Below are 19,885 nucleotides of genomic sequence, written 5' to 3' on the forward strand. Positions count from 1 at the left end.
ATAGGGGAGTGAGTGGATAACTTTAACATTTGATCAAAGGCAATATGCAAACAAATTCTCTTTCTTCGCAAAGTGTCTTAAACCCTGGTACATTATAATAGTTATATATTGATGCTAAGTATTTTATACCGAAATGTTCACTTCCTATTTCAGATTTTTTAGGTTGATAGTTATTTGTGATAATAGCTTTCTCATCATCGATAATAATCTCTATAGTGAGCGGTTGTTCTATCGTAGCAATATTGTGCTTTAACGCGTTCTCTACACAAATTTGCAACCCTAAGAAAGGGATTTTTTTAACTATTTTTTCTGAACGATTATCAACTAATTTAAAGTTTAGTTCTTTTGTGAATCGCGTTTTTTGTAACGTTATGTATTTATCAATAAAGTCTACCTCACTGTTAAGATCTACAATGTTCTCCTCGGGAGGTGTTATTAAGTAACGGTAAGTTTTACTTAAATTTAATGTAAACTTTTGGGCAATTTCAGGTTCTAAGTCGATTAACATATATAACGAGTTAAGCGAATTAAATAAGAAGTGTGGGTTGATCTGATTCTTTAATTGTTGTAATTGAATCAATGCTTTTTCCTTTACAATCTTTTCATTTTCTACAGCCAACAATTCTTTCTCTAAATATGCTTTTTTATTCGCCATACTAAAGATGTAAAATAGTAATAAAAGTATAGTTACAGTAGTAATAAAGATTAATATCGTATTGGTTCTAATAGGCTTAATGTTATCATCAACATTAAACTTAGGAAAGTTTATGGTGATATAGCCTGAGAAGTTCTCTGATTTAAAAGGACTAATAAATCTGAATACTTCTAAATTTAGATACTCCGAATTAACCACTGGTGGATTAGCAGCGTCAGTAGTCTTAATCGTATCTTGTACAGAGAAATTACTTAGCTCAAAAACATTTTTCCCCATTAGATTAACTTCAGGGTGATATACACATAGTCCATCTCTAGTGAATATATAGGCGTAGTTAGGTGTAGTCACATCTATATTAGTAAGATATTTATGGAAGAGTGACATATCTATTACTATACCATAAATAATACGTTCGTTATTAGCTATAGGCATACTGTGATACATTAACCAATATTGATAACCGTTCTTTTCTATGAAAGTATTTTTCTTAGAATGATTTGGATTAGCTAAGATAGTTTGCCCGAATATATTATCCTTTTCATGTTTTTGACCTTCGCCGACATAGGTATCAATAACTTCATTGTTTGCATTAACTCTAAAATACCAATTAAGAGATACCACACCGTCTAAATTGTACATCTGATTTAGTACCTCATACTTTAAAGGTAGTTGATCTATAGGTGTACTTTTAGTGATGTAGTCTAAAGAGTTTAGATGAGAGTCTATCTTCTTAAACTCTAAATCTAGCGAACGTAGTTTTTGATAAAAATTCTTTGAGGTAATATATTTATAAGTAGACTCATTGCTCTTGTTAATAGAAGAACTTAATATATATATAGCTCCTATGGTAATAAGTAATATTGCTATTCCTATTGCCATAAAAGCTTTTCTTGATATAAAGGTAGGATTCTTCTTAGTCACTCGTTAGCTGAGATTAATAGATTAAATAAGGCTTACGAGTCTGTTTGAATTTATCTAAACCTATTTGCCAAGTCTTGCGTATTTCATCTTCAGATTTCCCTGCTACTATTTGTGCCTTTAAGTTATCTGTACCAGCTAATTTGATAAAGAAGTTGTTGAAAAACTTCTCTTTATTACTAGTGTTATTATATGCTTTTAATAGCCATTTAAGTTCTATCTGAGTAAGTTGTTTTTCATTAGATAAGTTTTCTCCATAACATAGTTTACCATTATTCATTGGGTCTTTAGCTCCAACATTAGGCTTTGGAGTAAATTGGTATGGCATGTTTTTTAAAAAAGGTGAACCATATACTTGGAACTGTAGATCAGTACCTCTTCCTGAACTAACATTAGTTCCCTCAAAAAAACATAAACTAGGATACAAGTTGATCGATTTATCATTAGGTAAATTAGGAGAAGGAGCTATAGGTAGAGAGTATCTCGTTTCCCTTGTATAATTTGCACATGCTATAACTGTTAAATTGCACTGTATTCCATTATTTAACCATTTTTCACCATTGATCATTTTGGCATACTCACCTATCGTCATTCCGTGCATTGTTGGGATTGGATGCATACCTACAAAGCTTTTGTTTTTCATTTCTAGCACAGGACCATCTATCATAGTGATATTAGGATTAGGTCTGTCTAATACGATGACTGGTATATTCTGTTCTGCACAGGCTTCCATTAGGTAGTGAAGTGAAGAAATATAAGTATAGAATCTAGCCCCTACATCTTGTAAATCAAATAGCATAATATCGATTCCTTTTAATTGATCTACCGATGGTTTCTTACTGTTTCCATATAGAGAGATAATTGGCAATCCTGTCTTAGTGTCTTTGCCATCTTTGATTAATTCTCCAGCACTTATATTACCTCTAAATCCATGTTCAGGAGCATATATTTTAGTTACATTCACTTTGTTATTTAATAGGAAGTCAACTGTGGAAGTGTAAATTCCGTTTTCATCTATCACTACACCTGTCTGATTAGTGAGAACCCCCACTTTTTTGTCGTGAATGAGGTGACTATATTCAGAAAGTCTTTTAGCACCGACTTTAATAGTTTGTTCACTTTTTTGTTTTAAAGCCTCTGTTTTAGCATAAGTTTTTAAATTAACAGTGAATGCGAATAGACATACTAAGAATAATAATGTATTTTTGAACATTGAATTTGATATCATATTTACTTTGAAATTAGAATATTTTATAACTAAACGATTAGTCACTACCAAGAACTATAAAAGTAGTGTATCTGCACCAATTATTAAAATTGCTATCACTGCTATTGCATTAGGAATGATAATGATGCTGATTTCTGTAGCTACAGGGCTTGGTTTAAAATACAAAATTAGAGATAAAATCTCAGCTTTTAGTGGTCATATTGTAATTACTAATTACGATAGTAATATAAGTGATATAACTATTAAGCCTATTGATGAGAAAATAATTGAGTCATCTGATATTAAAAATATTAATGGCGTCAAACATATACAAAAGTATGCTTCTAAAGCAGGTATTATTAGAACAGAGACTTCTTTTGAAGGAATTGTTTATAAAGGAGTAGATTCTCTATATGATCTTAATGAGATTAAAGATTATATAGTTGAGGGGAGATTGCCTAAATCTTCAAAAACAATGAGTAATGAAGTGCTTTTGTCAAAGTATATGGCAGACAGAATGCATTTTAAAGTAGGGGATAAAGTTACTACATACTTTATGAAAGAATGGGGAAACAAAATACCTAATGTGCGTCAGTTTGAGATTGTAGGTATTTATAGTTCTGCTCTTCAGCAGTTTGATGCAAATATTGTTTTAGGTGATATTAGGCATGTTCAACGGCTTAATAGATGGCAAACTACTGAAGTTGGGGGATTTGAAGTAGTTCTTAATAATTTCGATCATATTACACAGAAAGGACAAGAATTTTATATGAATTTGCCTTCAACTGTAGATAGTAAAACAATTGTAGATAAATACAGTAATATTTTTAGTTGGATAGACATGTTTGATTTTAATATTATGATCATCATTATCATCATGGTTGTAGTAGCCTCTATTAATATGATTGTCGCTCTATTGGTATTGATACTAGAACGTACCCAGATGATAGGTATCCTAAAAGCAATGGGGGCTAATAACTGGACTATTCGCAAGATATTTTTATATAACGCTACTTACCTTATCGTAAAAGGGCTCCTTTATGGAAACATTATTGGACTAGGATTATTATATACACAGCAGTACTTTGGATTTATTAAACTAGATTCGACTTCTTATTACGTAAGAGAGGCTCCTGTATTAATCCGCTTTACTGATGTATTCTTATTAAATGCAGGAGTTATCTTGATAGCATTCTTAGTACTGTTAATTCCATCATATTTAATTTCTAAGATTAGCCCTGTTAAGGCTATACGATATGATTAATTTAATTAAGAATTAAAAATTAAGAATTGTTTGCCTTGTGAATGATAAGATCGTAACTGTGTATGATTAGTATGTATCAGATTCTGAGAAATTATTAGGAGTATTTGAAAAGAAACAGTTGAAGAAAGACAAAACAGTAGCTACTTTCGAAACATTTACTGACAGTTGTGCTGCGGTTATTAAAGAAAAAAAAGAACAAAAGAAGCTGAGGCATTTCACACTAGTACTTTAGAAGTGTATAAAGTAGTAGCTGAAGAACAAGTACCTGTCTTGAAAGAATTTATTGCTATAGATGAGAAGGATGAATCAAATGCTAATGTAGATAAGTATACTAAGGCAATTGATAAAGTAAATACAGTAGGAGAAAAAGTAAGTAAACTAGAGGAGAAAGTATTAAAAGTACAAGAAGATTTTGCAAAAGCAATCGGAGCTAAACTATACTAGTTTATCACTCTTTAATTATATAATAAAGGCGATTCTAATCAGTTTAGAGTCGCCTTATATGTTTATACATTATATTCAAACAGTTGTTTGATGGTATTACCTATTTCTTCACCTTGTTGTTTGGTCACTAAGTAGAGGGCACCATCTATTCCGGCTGTGATACCTGCAGTGGTTAACACCTTTTCTTGGTCTATGTATCGAACTCCTGAGATTACTTTTGCTTTTGGGGTAGCTTTAATGAATGCCTCAATAGCCATAGAGTGTGTGGTAACTTCTAAGTGATTAAATACAGCCGTGTTGCTTAACAATAGGCTACCTGTGCATACTGTGAATAACATGGCACCTTGTTGATGTTGGGCTACTATCCATTTGGTATAAGTGTTTTGGAAGTTCTGATCCTGTAGATAATTCATCACGATATCAGGATTAGCTCCTGGTAATACGATAATATCTGGCGTAGGGCAATCGTCAAAACTGTATTGTGGCAAGATGTGAGTCGTATTACTCTCTGTTTTTACAACTTCTTTGGTAGCAGATACTAAGTAGTGATTATACGCATTGGGGTGAAGTACATTTGCTTTAACGAATACATCTAAAGGACCATTAAGGTCAAGAACTTCTACTTGGTCAAAGATGACAAAGGCTACATTTAGGGGGTGATTTGTTTGTTTCATCGTTTTATTATTTTGGATTTAAACAATAGTGTGGCTGTCGAAGTAGTCTTCGATATTAGTTATTTACTTGTTATATGATGTTGTTTATTGGTTACCTATTACTATTGATATCAGTAGATTGAAAAGCAGCTCTATAATGCATAGGAGTGACCTTGACTAACTTAGTAAAGGCTTTTCGAAACACATTATCTGAAGCATAACCTACCATATGAGCTATCTCCACAACTGGGATATCAGAGGATTCTAATAGCCGTTTAGCATTCTCTATCCTTACGCAGTCATTAAAAGTGCCAGGTGTCATACCCGATTCTTTCTTGAAGACTCTTGAGAAATTTCGCTCACTCATATTGACTAATTCTGCAAGTTCTATTATCGCAACAGACTGCTTTGTTAAACGTTCCGTGATATATAGTTTTACTTTCTTGACTAGAGGAGTAAGTTCTATATCAGCAGGGATAAGAGAGCTATATAGTTCTTGTGTATTTTGTCTTTTGAGATTAACGACCAAATAACGGGATACAGCAGAGGCTAAGGCATGTCCACTATCTTCACCTATTAGTGCAAGTGCTAAGTCTATGCCTGAAGTTATACCTCCTGAGCTATAGATATTTTCATCTTTAATGTAAAAGTGATCGTAAGCTAATCGTACTGACGGGTAAGTATCTTTAAAAGTTTGTGTAAACTGCCAATGAGTAGTTGCTCTCTTATTGTTTAATAGCCCTGTCTTTCCTAATAAGAATGCTCCTATACAGATAGACCCTATACGCTGTAGTGATGAATAGATTCCCTTAATCCAGTGTAATACTGCGGTGTCATATTCATTAGTTAAGTCTGCTTTAGAGCCAGCTATCAGTAGTGTGTCTAAAGGAATATCTCTGTCGTAAATAGTATAGTCACAGAGTACTGATATGCCTGAACTTGTTTTAATAGTCTTTTCTGCTATACCTGATATTAAGTGTAGTTGATATGTTATAGCAGTCTTTGCAGATGAGAGTGTAATTAATTGGTTTGCTGTGTTAAATACATCACTTGGCCCTGCGAAGTCTAATAATTGCGTTTGGGGTAATAATAGAAAGCCGATGTGATGTATTGTGGTATTCATTTTGCTTGTTTTTTTACAATACAAATATATAAATCAAAACTGTGTCTTTAATGACATATAAAGTGCTTTTTATGCCAATATTTAGAATATGAAGTAGTGTTTATTTACTTTAATTAAACACAAAATATCTTCTTTTGATGCTCTTTAGAAGAAGATGTTTTTATCACATAGAAGTTTATGGTATATACTTTGTATTGAAGAGTGTTCGTTGATGATAAGAATATTACTGTATATTTGTTTTTTAAATAAATAAAATTCAGTATTTTTATTTAAAAGCTGTTTATTAGTTTATTTATATTCGTTCTTAAATGCATATGTAGTATTAATTTGAATCAAATCTAAATAACTTGTTTTATTTGAAAGATGTTGACTACTTTTGTCAATTGTTAATACGGTTTTAAATGACACGCTTATCTCAAGTTCTTCTTGTTGCTTTACTATTACTATGTAGTACTCTTACATTTGCACAATCTTCTACATTGCAGTTAAAAGTGGTATTGTTGGATTCTCAAAGTAAAACTATTCAAGATGCTAGTATTCAGATTTCTAGTTCTAACGTTTCTCAATTAAAAGTCAGTGATAATAAAGGTATTGTAGTTTTTGATTTAAAAGCTGATAGTTATACTGTAGAGGTTTTTCATATTGGTTATGGGAATTCTAAGACAGTTGTGAATCTATTGCAAAATCAGACATTGCCTATCTATTTATCTGCTAATACGAATATCTTAGAAGAGATGGTTATCACTGCTACAGAGAGTAAGGGACTTACTTCTACGTCTGTTATAAACCGTCAAGCGATGGAGCACTTGCAACCCTCAAGTTTTGCTGATTTAATGGAATTATTGCCAGGAGGATTGGCTAAAGATCCTAAACTGACTACAGCTAATCCAGCACTAATTAGAGAGAATAATCCTGGGGAGAAATATGCAACAGGGGCATTAGGAGTACAGTTTATGGTAGATAATAATATCATAAATACAAATGCCGATATGCAAGTATCTGCCAAAGGTTTTAAAACATCACATATAGGTGTAGATATGCGTAGTCTATCTACTAATGATATAGAGAGTGTAGAGGTTATCCGTGGTATACCTACTGCTGCTTATGGAGACTTGAGTTCGGGATTGATTAAGATTAATAGAAAGATAGGTTATACACCATTACAGGCGCGATTTAAAGTGGATGGTTTTAGTAAACTGTACTATGTCGGAAAAGGGATAGATACGAAGACAGGGTGGAAGCTTAATGCCAGTGTTGATTTCTTAGATGCTAAAAATGACCCTACAGATATACTTCAAAACTATAAGAGAATATCTTCTTCACTGCGTTCAGAAAAAGCTTTTGTAGTAGGAGGATATGATTTACAATGGAAAGCAAACTTTGACTATAGTGGTACGATAGATAATGATAAGTTTGATCCTGATACAGGGTATGATAGAACAGATAGTTATAAGAATAGTAGACAGAATTTCGCTTTAGGAAATAACCTGAAACTTGACTTTAGTAAAGATGGCTTGTTTAAAAGCATAACATTGAATACTTATGTGTCACAAGGAATAGAAGATATTAAAGAAACAATCTTTATACAGCAGAATGGACGCGTAGCTATTCCTGTAGGTAATGAAACAGGAGAGAATGAAGGTGTCTTTTTACCTAGTTCTTATGTCGCTACTTCTAAGACTGAAGGGCGACCTCTAAATATTAATACAAAATTACAGTCAGACCTAGGTTTTTCTACAGGAGGAATTAAACATAATGGTGAAATAGGAATTGACTTTAGATATGCTAAGAATAATGGTAGAGGAGAGTTATTCGATCCATTATTACCCCCTACTACAGGAACGATGAGACGCCCTCGCCCTTTTAATGAAGTACCAGCTTCTCAGATATTAGCCGCTTATGTAGGTGATCGTATGGAGTATGAGTTAGGTAATCACCATCTGCAGTTATATGCTGGTTTGCGTATGTCTAGATTACTAGGAGTAGGTAAGACATTTAGTATTAGCGATAGAGTATTTACTGAACCACGTATTAATATTCAATGGGGACTCCCTAATCTAAAAATAGGGAATGAGTACTTAAAAACTGATATTACAGTAGGATATGGAGAGTTGTATAAACAACCTACTTTAGCTGTATTATATCCACAGGATCGCTATTTTGATATGGTTCAGGTGAGTTATTTAGATCCTAAAACTGATAATGCTTATGCACAGTTCTATACCCATAGAATGTCTTTAGAGAATCACAGTCTTATAGGTGCTAAAAACACAAAGAAAGAGATTCGTCTAGACTTAGAGTATAGTAAACACAAGTTTTACATCACTTATTTTGACGAGAAGATGACTACTGGTTTTAGAGATATGACTCAGTTTATGGGATTTGAATATAAGCGTTATGAGTCTAAAGATATCGTATGGAATGACGAGTTAGGAAAGCCTGATTTAGAAAACTCTCGTTGGTCAAATAGACAAGATATGATGCAGTACTCGCATACAGAGAATGGAAGTAGGACACTTAAGGAAGGAATAGAGTTTGGATATTCTTCACCGCGTTTTGAGGTTATCAATACTCGTATTACATTAAATGGAGCTTGGTTTAAAACAACGTATTCTAATAGTGCAGATATTCTCTGGCGACCAGGAACTACCGTTAATGGACAACAGTTTTTATATGCAGGTATTTATGCAGATGATAGTGGTAATAGAAGATCTTCCTTAGTTTATAATTTAGTAGTAGATACTTATTTGCCAAGTTTAGATATGAATATCTCTGCTTCTTTGCAAGGGGATATTTTTAGAAGAGATTTAAATCTGAATAGGGTAGCAGCACCATACGCTTATATGGGGTTAGATAATGTGGTTCATCCCTTCACAGAAGAGAGTGCCAATGATCCGATATTACAGCATTTAGTAAGACCTGTTTCTAAAACAGATGGTATGGAAGATAGAAGACCATTTACCTTTAATGCAAATTTTAAAATATCTAAGAGAATTTATAAATCAGTGAAAGCGTCAATGTTCGTTAATCGTTTATTCTCACATTATTCGTCATATACATTTAATGGTGTGAAAGTTAATAGAAAGGATGCGAATGGACCATATTTCGGAATGGAGATAAACTTTAATATTTAAGACATGAAATTAAGACATATATTTTTATACGCATTGATGGCGACAATGAGCTTATCTGTTAGTTCTTGTCTTACAGATGACAATGCTATTAACATAAACCAAAACTCTACCGTGTCAATGGCATTTAAAGTAGAGGGGATAAAGGAAATAAAAGAATTAGAAGTAGAGTTTGTTGAGGTAAATACTGGGCTAAAGATAATAGAGAAGGCTCAAGGAACTCCTTACTTTTCTGTAGCTCTTCCTATCGGTTCTTATAGAATGTCTGCTGAAGGGATAGGACTTTTAGCAGAAGGAGAAGAAGTAAGTTTAAGTAGTAAAAGCGAAATGTTAGATGTGACTGATCAAGTTGTTAATCTAAACATTACACTTTTTGTTAAACAATTAAATGAAGACTTTGTATTCGAAGAGATTTTCTTTGCGGGGTTACAAACGCTTGAACTAAAGGCTTATCAAACAGGGAAGTACTTTAAATTAGTGAATAATACGGATAAAGTACTTTATGCAGATGGTCTACTTATAGCTCAATCTGATTTCTTGACTACCAAAGACAATAAAGAAACTCCAGATGTTTTAAATGAGGCATTCGTATTACAGTCAGTTATGATGTTGCCAGGTAGTGGTAAAGAATATCCAGTAGAACCAGGTGACTTTATCGTGATAGCAGATAATGCACAGAATCACAACCTACCTAATGTACCTGGCGCTGATTTATCTAATGCAAACTTTGAATTCCCTATTACAGAGAATCCAAAAAACGTGCAACCAGATAATCCTAATGTACCTAACGTTAAAATGATATATAGTAAGTTGAATTTTAGTATGTTCGCTATGCACGATCGCGGACAGACAGGATATATAGTAGCTCGTTTTCCTGAAGGAGAAAATGAAGAGACTTGGTTAGCTAATTATAAGTTTGATTATAGTTATTTAACGGCAGCAGGTAAAGAACAAAAATTCAATAGATATAAGATTCCTAATAGTTGGATTATTGATGGTGTTAATGGAAGTATTCCTGATAAATTTGAACGATTAGTAACTTCTCCTTCATTGGATAGTGGCTATTCTTATTGTGCAACTTCAGAATCTGATAAAGCTAGATATGGTAAAACAATTAGAAGAAAGGTTCTAGGTCCAAATGAGCAAGGGCGTAATGTATATAAGGACACTAATAACTCTTCAGTTGATTTTGTTCCTCAGTCAGTGATGTCTTTAAAAGATGGAATACATCATAACTAAAAGATCAGTACATTGAAAAATAGATATATAAATATAATAGCGATAATTAGTGTATTGTTTTGTGCTGAGGTTAATGCTCAGGATATGACAACACCTAGTCTTTATGTTAATAGATTAGCTCAGCGTGATATGAATATTGTTTTTGGACAGGAGTTCTTTGCTAATCGTGCTTTTATGACAGGATACAATTCTTCTTCTTTTTCTGAATTAAGTATAAATCAACAGACAAGTCGTAAGGATGCTTATCTTATACAAGACGGAGATGGCTTAGATGCTTTTAAAGTAAATACCTCGTCTTATAGAAGATTGAAAAATGATGCAGTATTATGGGGAAGCGCTTCTTACACTACGCAGAAACAAAAGAATATGAAGTGGAATGAGAACCTAGATAGAGATATATTAGGTCCGTATGTATTGGGAGATTCGATAGGGGGAACTATGAAGCAAGAAATTTACCAATTCTCAGGAGGTATGGCTAAACAGTTTGATAAATGGACTGTTGGTGGAGAGGTAAGCTATGTAGCTAAAAGTGGATATAGAGAAGTTGACCCTAGGCCTAAGAATACTACTTCAGATTTGAATGTGAGATTAGGAGTTAATTATAATGTATATAGAGATTATGAATTAGGAGTATATACTAACTTGAACAAGTATACGCAGAATACTTCTATTAAATTCGTTAGTCTATTAGGTAAGCCAGTAGCATATCATTTAACAGGGATGGGCTCTTATAATTATTACTTTAGTTCAGCTAATAATATGTCGATGATCTATGATGGATTAGGATATGATATAGGAGGTACTTTGGCAAAAAATAAAGGTAAAGACTTTTTAATACAGGCTTCCTTTGGAGAGTTTAATATCAAGAAAGGATATAGTACTAATCCGTCTAAAGATATGTCAGAGTTAAAAACTAAGAACTATACTTTAGGAGTTATAAAGTATGTTGATTTTAATGAACATCGTTTAGGTGCTAAGGTAAATTATGTATTAAGTGAATCGAGAGGGATTGAATCTTTTTATTCTAAAGTGGGAAAACTAGAGGAGAAGATAGCAGAGAAGGAATTGTATAAATTCATTCGAAGTGATATTTATACTAGTTTATTCTATCAATATAGTACAGAGGTTAGTCGTTTAGTAATATCTCCTTCATTTACTGTAGAACAGACTGATGAGAAGAGAAGAGATACTTTTGCTAAACAACGATTTACATATCTTCACTATGGTTTAGAACTTGATTATATGCGACAACTTAATCAAGCTAATACCATAACGGTAACTCCTTATTTTAAAGTGCGTAACCTTAAAGAAGACACAGTGAATGTGGTAGATTCTTATAAAAGCCCTGCGATGACTGAGTGGACTAGGAATGATTTAACTATTAATACTTCTAATTATCAGAGTTATGGTGTGACTGCTAGATATGATGTGAAGTTTATGAATATACCAGCTATGTTTGCTCAAATACAGTTTGAACAGACTAAATACAATATGAAAAAAACGAATAACTATATAGGAATGTCTTTAGGAGTTACTTTCTAGGTAGTTATCACTAACAATAATAAATAATGAAAAAGGTAATTATTATATTATCTGGAGCAGTTGCTTTTGGGCTTTTTAGTTTTAGTCCTAAGTTTACTGGATTCTTAGGAAGCGACAATCCTGAGTATCAAAAAATAATCGATAGTTATAAACAACCAATTTTACAATGGCCTCAACCGACGATAGAAGAAGGGGTAGTGTGGAATGAGATGGCAAGTATTCAGAAGGACTCTGCTTACTTTACAGATCAATCTAAACCAGAAGTCATTTTAGGGAGAATGTTGTTTTTTGATCCTAAGTTATCTAAGTCTGACCAGATATCTTGTAGTTCTTGTCACGATCCAGAAATGGGCTGGACAGATAGACGTATGGTAGGATTAGGACATGATCATTTAAAGGGAGCACGTAATACTCCTTCACTATATAATACAGCCGAACGAACTTCTTATTTTTGGGATGGTCGTGCTAATAGTTTAGAAGAACAAGCTACTGGACCACTGTCTGCACATAATGAAATGGCAATGGATGTAGTAGAACTACCTCGTAAATTAAGTAACGTGGAAGGGTATAAGGCTTATTTTGAAAAAGCTTTTGGCGATAATAAGATTACTTATGAACGAGTAGTTGGTGCTATTGCTTCTTTTCAAAGAACAATAAAAAGTCAACCAAGTAGGTTTGATGCTTTTATAGATGGAAAGTATAAGGCATTAAATGATCAGGAGATTTATGGAATGCACTTGTTTAGAACAAAAGCAGGTTGTATGAATTGTCACAATGGTAAATATCTAACAGATGAGTCGTTTCACAATATTGGATTGACTTACTATAAACGTAAGTTTGAAGACTTAGGAAGATATGAAGTCACAAAAGATCCTAATGATGTAGGTAAGTTTAAAACGCCAGGATTACGTGATTTATTAAATACCAGACCTTGGATGCATAACGGATTATTTGATGACCTAGAGGGAATTGTAAATATGTATAATAGTGGTATGCATATGATAGACCCTAAGCCAGAACAAAAAGAAAGAGATCCAATGTATCCTGTAACAGACCCTCTGATGAAACCTTTAGAATTAACAAAGGAGGAGACAAAAGCTATTGTTGCTTTCTTAGAGTCTTTATCAGGAAGTAAGTTTAAAATGAGAAGACCCGAATTTCCCAAGGAATAATATTAGAAGAGATTGTTATTGTTTAACAGTCTCTTTTTTTCATTAGAAAGGATAGGCTCTTGTTGAAGTAAAAGGCGTAACTTAGATGTTCATCAAAATAATGCAGAGTCATGCCTTTAAAGATTTATCCAGAATATCCTCTAGATGAGCTCGAGCAACTCGTTATTAATGGTAATAAAGTACCCTATGGCGAGTTTTTAATATATGGAGATATTGTAGAATCTCTATCTAATAGTCCACATAATTGGTACGTTTGGTATAGTTTAAAACTTCCTTTTCATGATAATTCTATGATTAAACGCGCTAAGGCTGATGCCGAACTAGACTTTATTATTGTCTCTAAGTTTGGTATTATTGTTTTAGAGGTTAAAGGAGGAAATATTTTTGTTGACCAAGGACGTTTTTGTTTTAAAGATGGAAAACGTAAAAAATGGTTAAATCAGAATCCTTTCGAACAAGTAAAAGGGTATAAATATACACTTATGAATAAAGTGTTTTCAAATTTTAAACATGTGCTATTTTGTGAAGCTGTCGGATTCCCAACAACAAAAATAGCAATAGAAAACACAATTTATGATAAGAACTTGATTTTCAGTGATTATACACGACGTAATAAGTACAAGAATATTGAGCGTTTCTTATTGCATATTTATGATTATTCTCGTGTGAAACTAGAAAAGACTCACCCAATTAAGTTTAATCATTTAACACAAGGTGAGTTAGATAATATAGTAAATACTTTTAGTCCAATGATTCAAGATACAAATGTATTCGAATCAAGGGACTCATTAGAATGGCTTAAAGAACGCAACCTTGATATTCTTTATTCTTTATCTGAGAATCCTAGATTAATGATCGAAGGAGCGCCAGGTACGGGGAAAACTACTATGGCAATGGCTTACGGAGAGATGCAAGTTGGGAGAAATGGTATATATCTGTGTTGGAACTCTCTTCTCTGTGCTTATAATGCGCAAAGATTTAAAGCAAGTAAAGTTAGAATTGATTGTATGACATTTACGCAGTTTGTTGTAAAATATCTACCTGATGTCTGTGAGAAAGATCTGCTGTATTTAGATCCACAAAAATTTGCTGATTATATTAGAAAGACGATTGACTATTTAGAAGAGAATAATCAACTTCTAAATTATGATTATATGATTATAGATGAAGCACAGGATTTATTTGATCGTAATCTACACTTGATGATGCATAAATTATGCGGAGATCACAATGGTATGAAGCAAGGTAATATTATGTTGTTATATGATTTAGACCAGAGTTTCTCTTTATTTGGACGTGATGTATCTGATTATGCGTATTTTTTGAAAGAGTATTTTACTCATTTTAAACTGCATAAAGTAAGACGTAGTGCTCAGAAATCTCAGATACGACAAATAGCAGAACATATTCAAATTACCCCAGAGGATTGGGAAGATGTTACAACACATAAAGCACAATATGATGAAATTGAGTTGAGATCCTTTCATGATCAGTTAGAAATCAGAAAAGCGATGGAGGAAGTTATTAGCAGTATACACGATCCAGCTTCTTCTTTAAATGCAGAGGATGTTATTGTTTTGGTGCAAAGTAAAGTTTGGCAAAGACGTAATAACGTTGCTGATTTGATACTAGAGCTGGGTATGGAGGAATTAACAGTTGAAAACTTGACTTTAAAACCTAAAAAACTACAATATACTACGGCTGTTAAGTTTAAAGGACTAGAGCGCAAAAACGTTATCCTTGTTGTAGATAAACCTAATAAATTAACTCCTTATGAATGGTATGTAGGATGTACTCGTGCTATAGAGAATCTTGAGATTTGGCAATTACATACATATCAAGAACACGATGTACAATAAATAAATATAGAATGAGTGTAGCTGATCTACTTAGAAAAAAGAGAGAATTATTAGAGCAAACAAACCGAGATGAAGGTCGCAGGTATTTAGAAGAATTTTGTAAAAGAGAGAATGTTGTGGTATTGCCTTCTGGAGTCGCGTACAAAATAGTGAAAGAAGGTATAGGAAGAAAGGCATGTCTCACAGATAGTATTGAATTTCATTATCATGGAACAAATATTAAAGGTGAAATATTCGATAGTTCTATAGATAGAGGCAAGCCTGTAGTTCTTAATCTAAACAAATTAATACGTGCTTATCAAGAAGTCGTTCCATACATAGCGATGGGAACTAGTTTTATTATGGTTACACCTCCTGAATATGCATATAGAGATGAATATGTGAGTAAGTTAGTAGGTCCCTATAGTACTTTAGTGTTTGAAATTGAGTTATTAGAAATTAAATAAAAAATAAGCGCCATTAAAAAAATAATGGCGCTTTACAATAAAAAAGATTTAGGGCTACTATTCTTCATTTTTAGCTTGAAGATGAGCTTCTGTGTTTTTTGCGTTTTCGCAAAAATAGACTTCTTATTAGCTGTAAAGCTGTTTTCTGTTCAAGTGTAAAATTAATACTTCTAATTGATAGCAGGATTAAACAAATCAAACAATTTTAAGAAACTATTCAGTTTTTTCTATATTCATTAGGGGTAAGCCTTGTATATCTTTTAAAGAAACTTGAAAAATAAGTTGGGTACTCAAAGCCTAAGCAATAACCAATCTCTGCTACACTCCAGGTAGTAGACTTTAAAAGTTTTTGTGATTCTATTAATATTCTCTCTTGTATACAGTCTGTAGTACATTTACCTAGCGTTTTCTTTAGTGTATGATTAAGGTGATTAACGTGAATATTTAATAACTCTGCAAAGTCTCCTGGCGTTTTTAACTTTATAGCAGTATTTGTTCTAGTAATAGGAAATTGCTTTTCTAATATTTCGAGAAATCTAGCACATAAACGTTGAGGTGCATTTATACTAGGATCTACTGTATAGGATGCATTTAATTTATTACTTTGGTGTATAATAATCTCAATATAGTTGCGCAATAACTCGTATTTTTGAGCATATTTTTGATCACTTTCATCATTCATTCTTTTAAATATAAAAGAAATAAATTCATCTTGTTTAGGTGTTAAAAGATAAATAGGATTCTCGTGTAAGTGTGCGAGAATACTTTTTAATAAATTACTCTTGTATCCTAAAAAGTTGTTATTAAATAAGCAAAAGTACCCTTCTGGGTATTCTGATACTGGTTCAAATGTATAATGCGATACTGGGTTAGAAAAGAACAATGAAGGCCCTTCTAATTCAATTATTCTTGTGCCATCAAAGAATTTACTTTTAGTTTTTAAGTAAGAGAGCTTATAGTAATTTCTTTTGTTTAGTGGAGAAAGTACTGTAGAAGATTCTTCTTGTGAAAAAATTAGAAAATCATCTTTCTGTGTGTTCTTTAGTTCAACTATCTTAGTTTGAACTGATAATTTCGATGCTGTGCTTGTCATAATGTAGGTGATTTGTGTACACTACTTCTAACAGGGGATTCTAGAGTAAAATGTACAAGTTTATATTATGTTGTATTTTGTAAGTGGCTGTTCATTATTTTATGTTAAATTTTTATTGTTATTCTGTTAGGGTAAAATTATAAAGATGAAATTTATCAAAGTTGTGTAAAAAGTGTTTTTTATTGTCTTTTTTACCTAAATCAAATTGATTAATTTATAAATATTGATTATTAATTAGATTTTTTATATATTTTTAATTGTAATAATGTTTCTATTTTTAATATTTATTGCATAAATATCAATGGTTAAATACAGTTATACTGTTGTGTTTTATACTGGGTATTGTGAATTTGATAATTTAATCCCTCTACGAAGGTCAGTACGTTATATAGAGTTTTTGTTATGTATTTGGAGAAGCAATATCTAGCTGTTTTTAGGAGATATTGGAATTATATAATTCTTAATTTTTTCTTAATTTTATTGTTCGAATGGGATAAAGTCAAAATGGCGACATTGATATATAGATTTAAGGTTATAATCGATATAGACTTACCTAATGATTTGAAGTTGTATGTGAAAGTATTAGGACATGAAAATTCTATTTTGCTTGTTTTTTTTCTTTGTTTGTAGCAACCTCCTTTTCTTTATATACAGAATTGTTTTAATTTTGTATATTATATTACAGTATGGAACAAAAGAAAAAGGGGACTGCTAAGTGCCCTGCAGAAGAATTATTAAAGAGTTTAGGAGGCAAGTGGAAGGTTCATATCCTTCATTTAACGGAAGATATGCCTAAGAGATTTAGTGATTATATGCGTTTATTAGATGGAGCGAATAAACAATCCGTATCTGTGGCCTTGAAGGAATTAGAAGAGGATAATTATTTAAGTAAAGTTATGGTTAGTGAGAGACCCTTGCATATAGAGTACTCTTTAACGGAACGAGCTAGGTTAGTCATTCCTGTTTTAGAAAGGCTTCATCAATCTTTGAATACCGATTTATAAAACTTTTGAATAAGTGAGTTTATATTTATTGTTCTCTATACTGTCTTTTGCAAGTAGGCTGTAGTTTAATTTTTCTAATAGGTGACGTGACGCAGTGTTTTCTTCATAAAGCTGTGCAACTAATTCAATCTTTTTGTGTTTTAAAAATTCTTCTAGACCGATAAGTAGTTCTGTTCCGAAACCTTGTTTCCAGTAATTTTTACTGATTAAATAACTGATCTCTATAGTATGGCTATTATCGTTGTATTCTTGAAGAAGTAATTCTCCTATTATTTCTGTGTTTTCTCCTATTTTGAGACTTATTTTATACATTCCTAGATTTGACTCATACAATTCTTTGTTTTTGTTATATTTTTTAGCTAATTCTTTTGAATCCCAATGATTTATATTTGTTGGTATCCATTGCATTGTTTCTTTACAATTATGTATTTGGAGTAAAATATTAGAATCTTTTTCAAGTATTATTCTTTCTATTTTTAAATTATTGGTAGTAAAAAGCATGTCTTTTTTAGTTTTTGTAAGGTAAATATTCGTTTGTTCTTGTGTTTTTTTAACATATAGCATTTCTTGTTAATGTTGCTATGTAGTTAAAATGTTTAGTGTAAAATATTGGTATGTATGAATCTAACCCGATTATTATTTTATATATTGTGCTCCTCTAAAGCGAATATATAAAAAAAACGTATTCCTTTTTTAAGGAATATTCACTTATCGTTAGTAGATTTAAGAAGATGTTTATAACTATCTAAAAATTATTGAATGAATAAAAAGGCCATATTTGATGCAGTTACAATTGGGTTTGCATTGTTTGCCATGTTTTTTGGCGCAGGAAATATAATTTTACCACCTATTATTGGATTGTTTACCGAAGGTTCGTGGGTATCTGCAGTTTCTGGTTTTTCTATTACAGCTATACTCGCTCCTTTTTTAGGTATTGTTGCTGTGTTGATATCTGGTGATGAATTCACTGATTTAGGGAAGAGAATTAATAGTAAATTAGGATGGATTTTAGCCACTGCTATTATCTTAAGTATTGGACCTTTAGTTGCTATACCGCGTACCGCTGCTACGACTTATGAAATAGGTGTTTTAGCTATTTTTCCTAATTTTAGTGCGGTTTGGTCCTCTATTATATTCTTTGGGATAACTCTAGTACTTTCTATTTCTCCTTCTAAAGTTGTAAATATAATTGGTAAATACCTTACTCCATTGCTTTTGGTACTATTAGTAGGAATGGTCGTTATTGGTATTATGAATCCTATTGATACTTCTAATTTAGGAAATGTTAATCATGCGGATCCCTTTAGACTTGGTTTCTCAGAAGGGTATCAAACGATGGATGTTTTAGCATCTGTAATTTATGCAGGGATCATTATTTCAGCTGTTAAAGCTGCAGGATACGTTAGTTTAAAAGAAAAAACTAAAGTAACTTATATGGCTGGTGGAGTAGCTATCTCTTGCTTACTATTTATTTATGGAGGTTTAGTGTACTTAGGAGCTACTTCTGGTTATCCTATTACCGATAATTTGAAAAGGACAGAGTTATTATTGCATATATCTAATGGATTACTTGGTAATCAAGGGACATTAGCTCTTTCGTTGTGTATTGCTTTAGCTTGTTTGACTACTGCTATCGCTTTAGTGTGTGCCACGGGGACTTTCTTTAGTCAGTTGACTAATGGCAAGCTTAGTTATCAGTTTGTTGTTATAGTTACTTGTATCTCTTCAGCCTTTTTAGCGGTTAAAGGAGTGGATAGTATTATTGATTATGCAGCTCCTTTCTTAGGTATTATTTATCCTATTACGTTGACATTAATTATTTATATGGTGGCTTTTGGTAAAAGTGTAAAGAGAAAAGCTCCTTTTGTTGGTGCGATTATAACTACAACTATTGTTGCTTTGATTCAATTTAGTTCTTTTTTAACTGGAAAATACGGTTTAATAGCTTATTCTGAAGCGTCTAAACAATTCATCGATAAGTTGCCTTTAAATAAGTACGATGTACCATGGTTGATTCCTTCGCTTGTGACTTTCTTTGTAGTCTTTATAGCAGATAAAATATTTTTTAAACAAGAAGTAACTAGTAAAGTGTAGATATCAATAAAAAAAGCCGTCCATTAGACGGCTTTTTTTAT

16 protein-coding genes are annotated in these 19,885 nt (G+C 32.2%); 10 read left to right on the forward strand and 6 right to left on the reverse strand.

The genetic code is table 11. The features are described 5' to 3' along the window. Nucleotides 1–22: 22 nt before the first annotated feature. Both LNQ81_RS09005 and LNQ81_RS09010 read right to left on the reverse strand, forming a co-directional pair. Nucleotides 23–1,534 (reverse strand): histidine kinase, encoded by a 1,512-nt coding sequence (locus LNQ81_RS09005; protein WP_229946061.1) that lies wholly within the window; start codon nt 1,532–1,534, stop codon nt 23–25. A 55-nt stretch (nt 1,535–1,589) separates the two neighbouring features. Next, nucleotides 1,590–2,801: an exo-beta-N-acetylmuramidase NamZ family protein gene (locus LNQ81_RS09010; protein ID WP_229946062.1), complete on the reverse strand. Its 1,212-nt coding sequence runs from the start codon at nt 2,799–2,801 to the stop codon at nt 1,590–1,592. Between the two features lie 7 nt (nt 2,802–2,808). Here LNQ81_RS09010 and LNQ81_RS09015 point away from each other — a divergent pair, with 7 nt between their 5' ends. After that, the gene (locus tag LNQ81_RS09015) at nt 2,809–4,044 is read left to right on the forward strand and encodes an ABC transporter permease (RefSeq protein WP_229946063.1); all 1,236 of its coding nucleotides are present in this window, start codon (nt 2,809–2,811) and stop codon (nt 4,042–4,044) included. A 234-nt stretch (nt 4,045–4,278) separates the two neighbouring features. Further along, on the forward strand, nt 4,279–4,488 hold the full coding sequence (locus tag LNQ81_RS09020) for a hypothetical protein (RefSeq protein WP_229946065.1): 210 nt from the start codon (nt 4,279–4,281) through the stop codon (nt 4,486–4,488). Nucleotides 4,489–4,550: 62 nt separating this feature from the next. Here the strand turns inward: LNQ81_RS09020 and LNQ81_RS09025 are convergent, their stop codons facing one another. Together LNQ81_RS09025 and LNQ81_RS09030 are read right to left on the reverse strand one after the other, a co-directional pair. Next, nucleotides 4,551–5,162 (reverse strand): DJ-1/PfpI family protein, encoded by a 612-nt coding sequence (locus tag LNQ81_RS09025; RefSeq protein WP_229946066.1) that lies wholly within the window; start codon nt 5,160–5,162, stop codon nt 4,551–4,553. Between the two features lie 91 nt (nt 5,163–5,253). Then, entirely contained in the window at nt 5,254–6,264 is a 1,011-nt protein-coding gene (locus tag LNQ81_RS09030) for a GlxA family transcriptional regulator (protein WP_229946068.1), read from the reverse strand. A 401-nt stretch (nt 6,265–6,665) separates the two neighbouring features. Between LNQ81_RS09030 and LNQ81_RS09035 the strand changes: the two genes are divergently transcribed. From LNQ81_RS09035 to LNQ81_RS09060, 6 genes are all read left to right on the forward strand, one after another. After that, nucleotides 6,666–9,398, forward strand: coding sequence for a TonB-dependent receptor plug domain-containing protein (locus LNQ81_RS09035; protein WP_229946069.1), 2,733 nt, complete (start codon nt 6,666–6,668; stop codon nt 9,396–9,398). Between the two features lie 3 nt (nt 9,399–9,401). Continuing rightward, the gene (locus LNQ81_RS09040) at nt 9,402–10,634 is read left to right on the forward strand and encodes a DUF4876 domain-containing protein (RefSeq protein ID WP_229946071.1); all 1,233 of its coding nucleotides are present in this window, start codon (nt 9,402–9,404) and stop codon (nt 10,632–10,634) included. Nucleotides 10,635–10,646: 12 nt separating this feature from the next. Next, nucleotides 10,647–12,176, forward strand: coding sequence for a DUF6850 family outer membrane beta-barrel protein (locus LNQ81_RS09045; protein ID WP_229946072.1), 1,530 nt, complete (start codon nt 10,647–10,649; stop codon nt 12,174–12,176). Between the two features lie 26 nt (nt 12,177–12,202). Beyond that, the gene (locus LNQ81_RS09050; protein WP_229946074.1) at nt 12,203–13,348 is read left to right on the forward strand and encodes a cytochrome-c peroxidase; all 1,146 of its coding nucleotides are present in this window, start codon (nt 12,203–12,205) and stop codon (nt 13,346–13,348) included. 110 nt (nt 13,349–13,458) lie between these two features. Next, nucleotides 13,459–15,207 carry a nuclease-related domain-containing DEAD/DEAH box helicase gene (locus tag LNQ81_RS09055; protein ID WP_229946075.1) on the forward strand — a complete coding sequence of 583 codons (1,749 nt, stop codon included), beginning with the start codon at nt 13,459–13,461 and terminating at the stop codon, nt 15,205–15,207. 11 nt (nt 15,208–15,218) lie between these two features. Then, the gene (locus tag LNQ81_RS09060) at nt 15,219–15,653 is read left to right on the forward strand and encodes an FKBP-type peptidyl-prolyl cis-trans isomerase (RefSeq protein ID WP_229946077.1); all 435 of its coding nucleotides are present in this window, start codon (nt 15,219–15,221) and stop codon (nt 15,651–15,653) included. A 217-nt stretch (nt 15,654–15,870) separates the two neighbouring features. Here the strand turns inward: LNQ81_RS09060 and LNQ81_RS09065 are convergent, their stop codons facing one another. Continuing rightward, entirely contained in the window at nt 15,871–16,746 is an 876-nt protein-coding gene (locus tag LNQ81_RS09065) for a helix-turn-helix domain-containing protein (protein WP_229946079.1), read from the reverse strand. Nucleotides 16,747–17,432: 686 nt separating this feature from the next. On the opposite strand from LNQ81_RS09065, the gene LNQ81_RS09070 reads away from it, so the two are divergent. After that, the gene (locus LNQ81_RS09070; protein WP_229946080.1) at nt 17,433–17,750 is read left to right on the forward strand and encodes a winged helix-turn-helix transcriptional regulator; all 318 of its coding nucleotides are present in this window, start codon (nt 17,433–17,435) and stop codon (nt 17,748–17,750) included. On the opposite strand, the gene LNQ81_RS09075 is transcribed toward LNQ81_RS09070, so the two are convergent. Then, nucleotides 17,745–18,314 carry a GNAT family N-acetyltransferase gene (locus LNQ81_RS09075; protein ID WP_229946081.1) on the reverse strand — a complete coding sequence of 190 codons (570 nt, stop codon included), beginning with the start codon at nt 18,312–18,314 and terminating at the stop codon, nt 17,745–17,747. The genes LNQ81_RS09070 and LNQ81_RS09075 overlap by 6 nt on opposite strands. Nucleotides 18,315–18,509: 195 nt before the next feature. Between LNQ81_RS09075 and brnQ the strand changes: the two genes are divergently transcribed. After that, nucleotides 18,510–19,844 carry a branched-chain amino acid transport system II carrier protein gene (gene brnQ / locus LNQ81_RS09080; RefSeq protein ID WP_229946083.1) on the forward strand — a complete coding sequence of 445 codons (1,335 nt, stop codon included), beginning with the start codon at nt 18,510–18,512 and terminating at the stop codon, nt 19,842–19,844. Nucleotides 19,845–19,885: the final 41 nt, after the last annotated feature.

The sequence above is a fragment of the Myroides oncorhynchi genome (assembly GCF_020905415.1).
Lineage (GTDB): Bacteria > Bacteroidota > Bacteroidia > Flavobacteriales > Flavobacteriaceae > Flavobacterium > Flavobacterium oncorhynchi_A.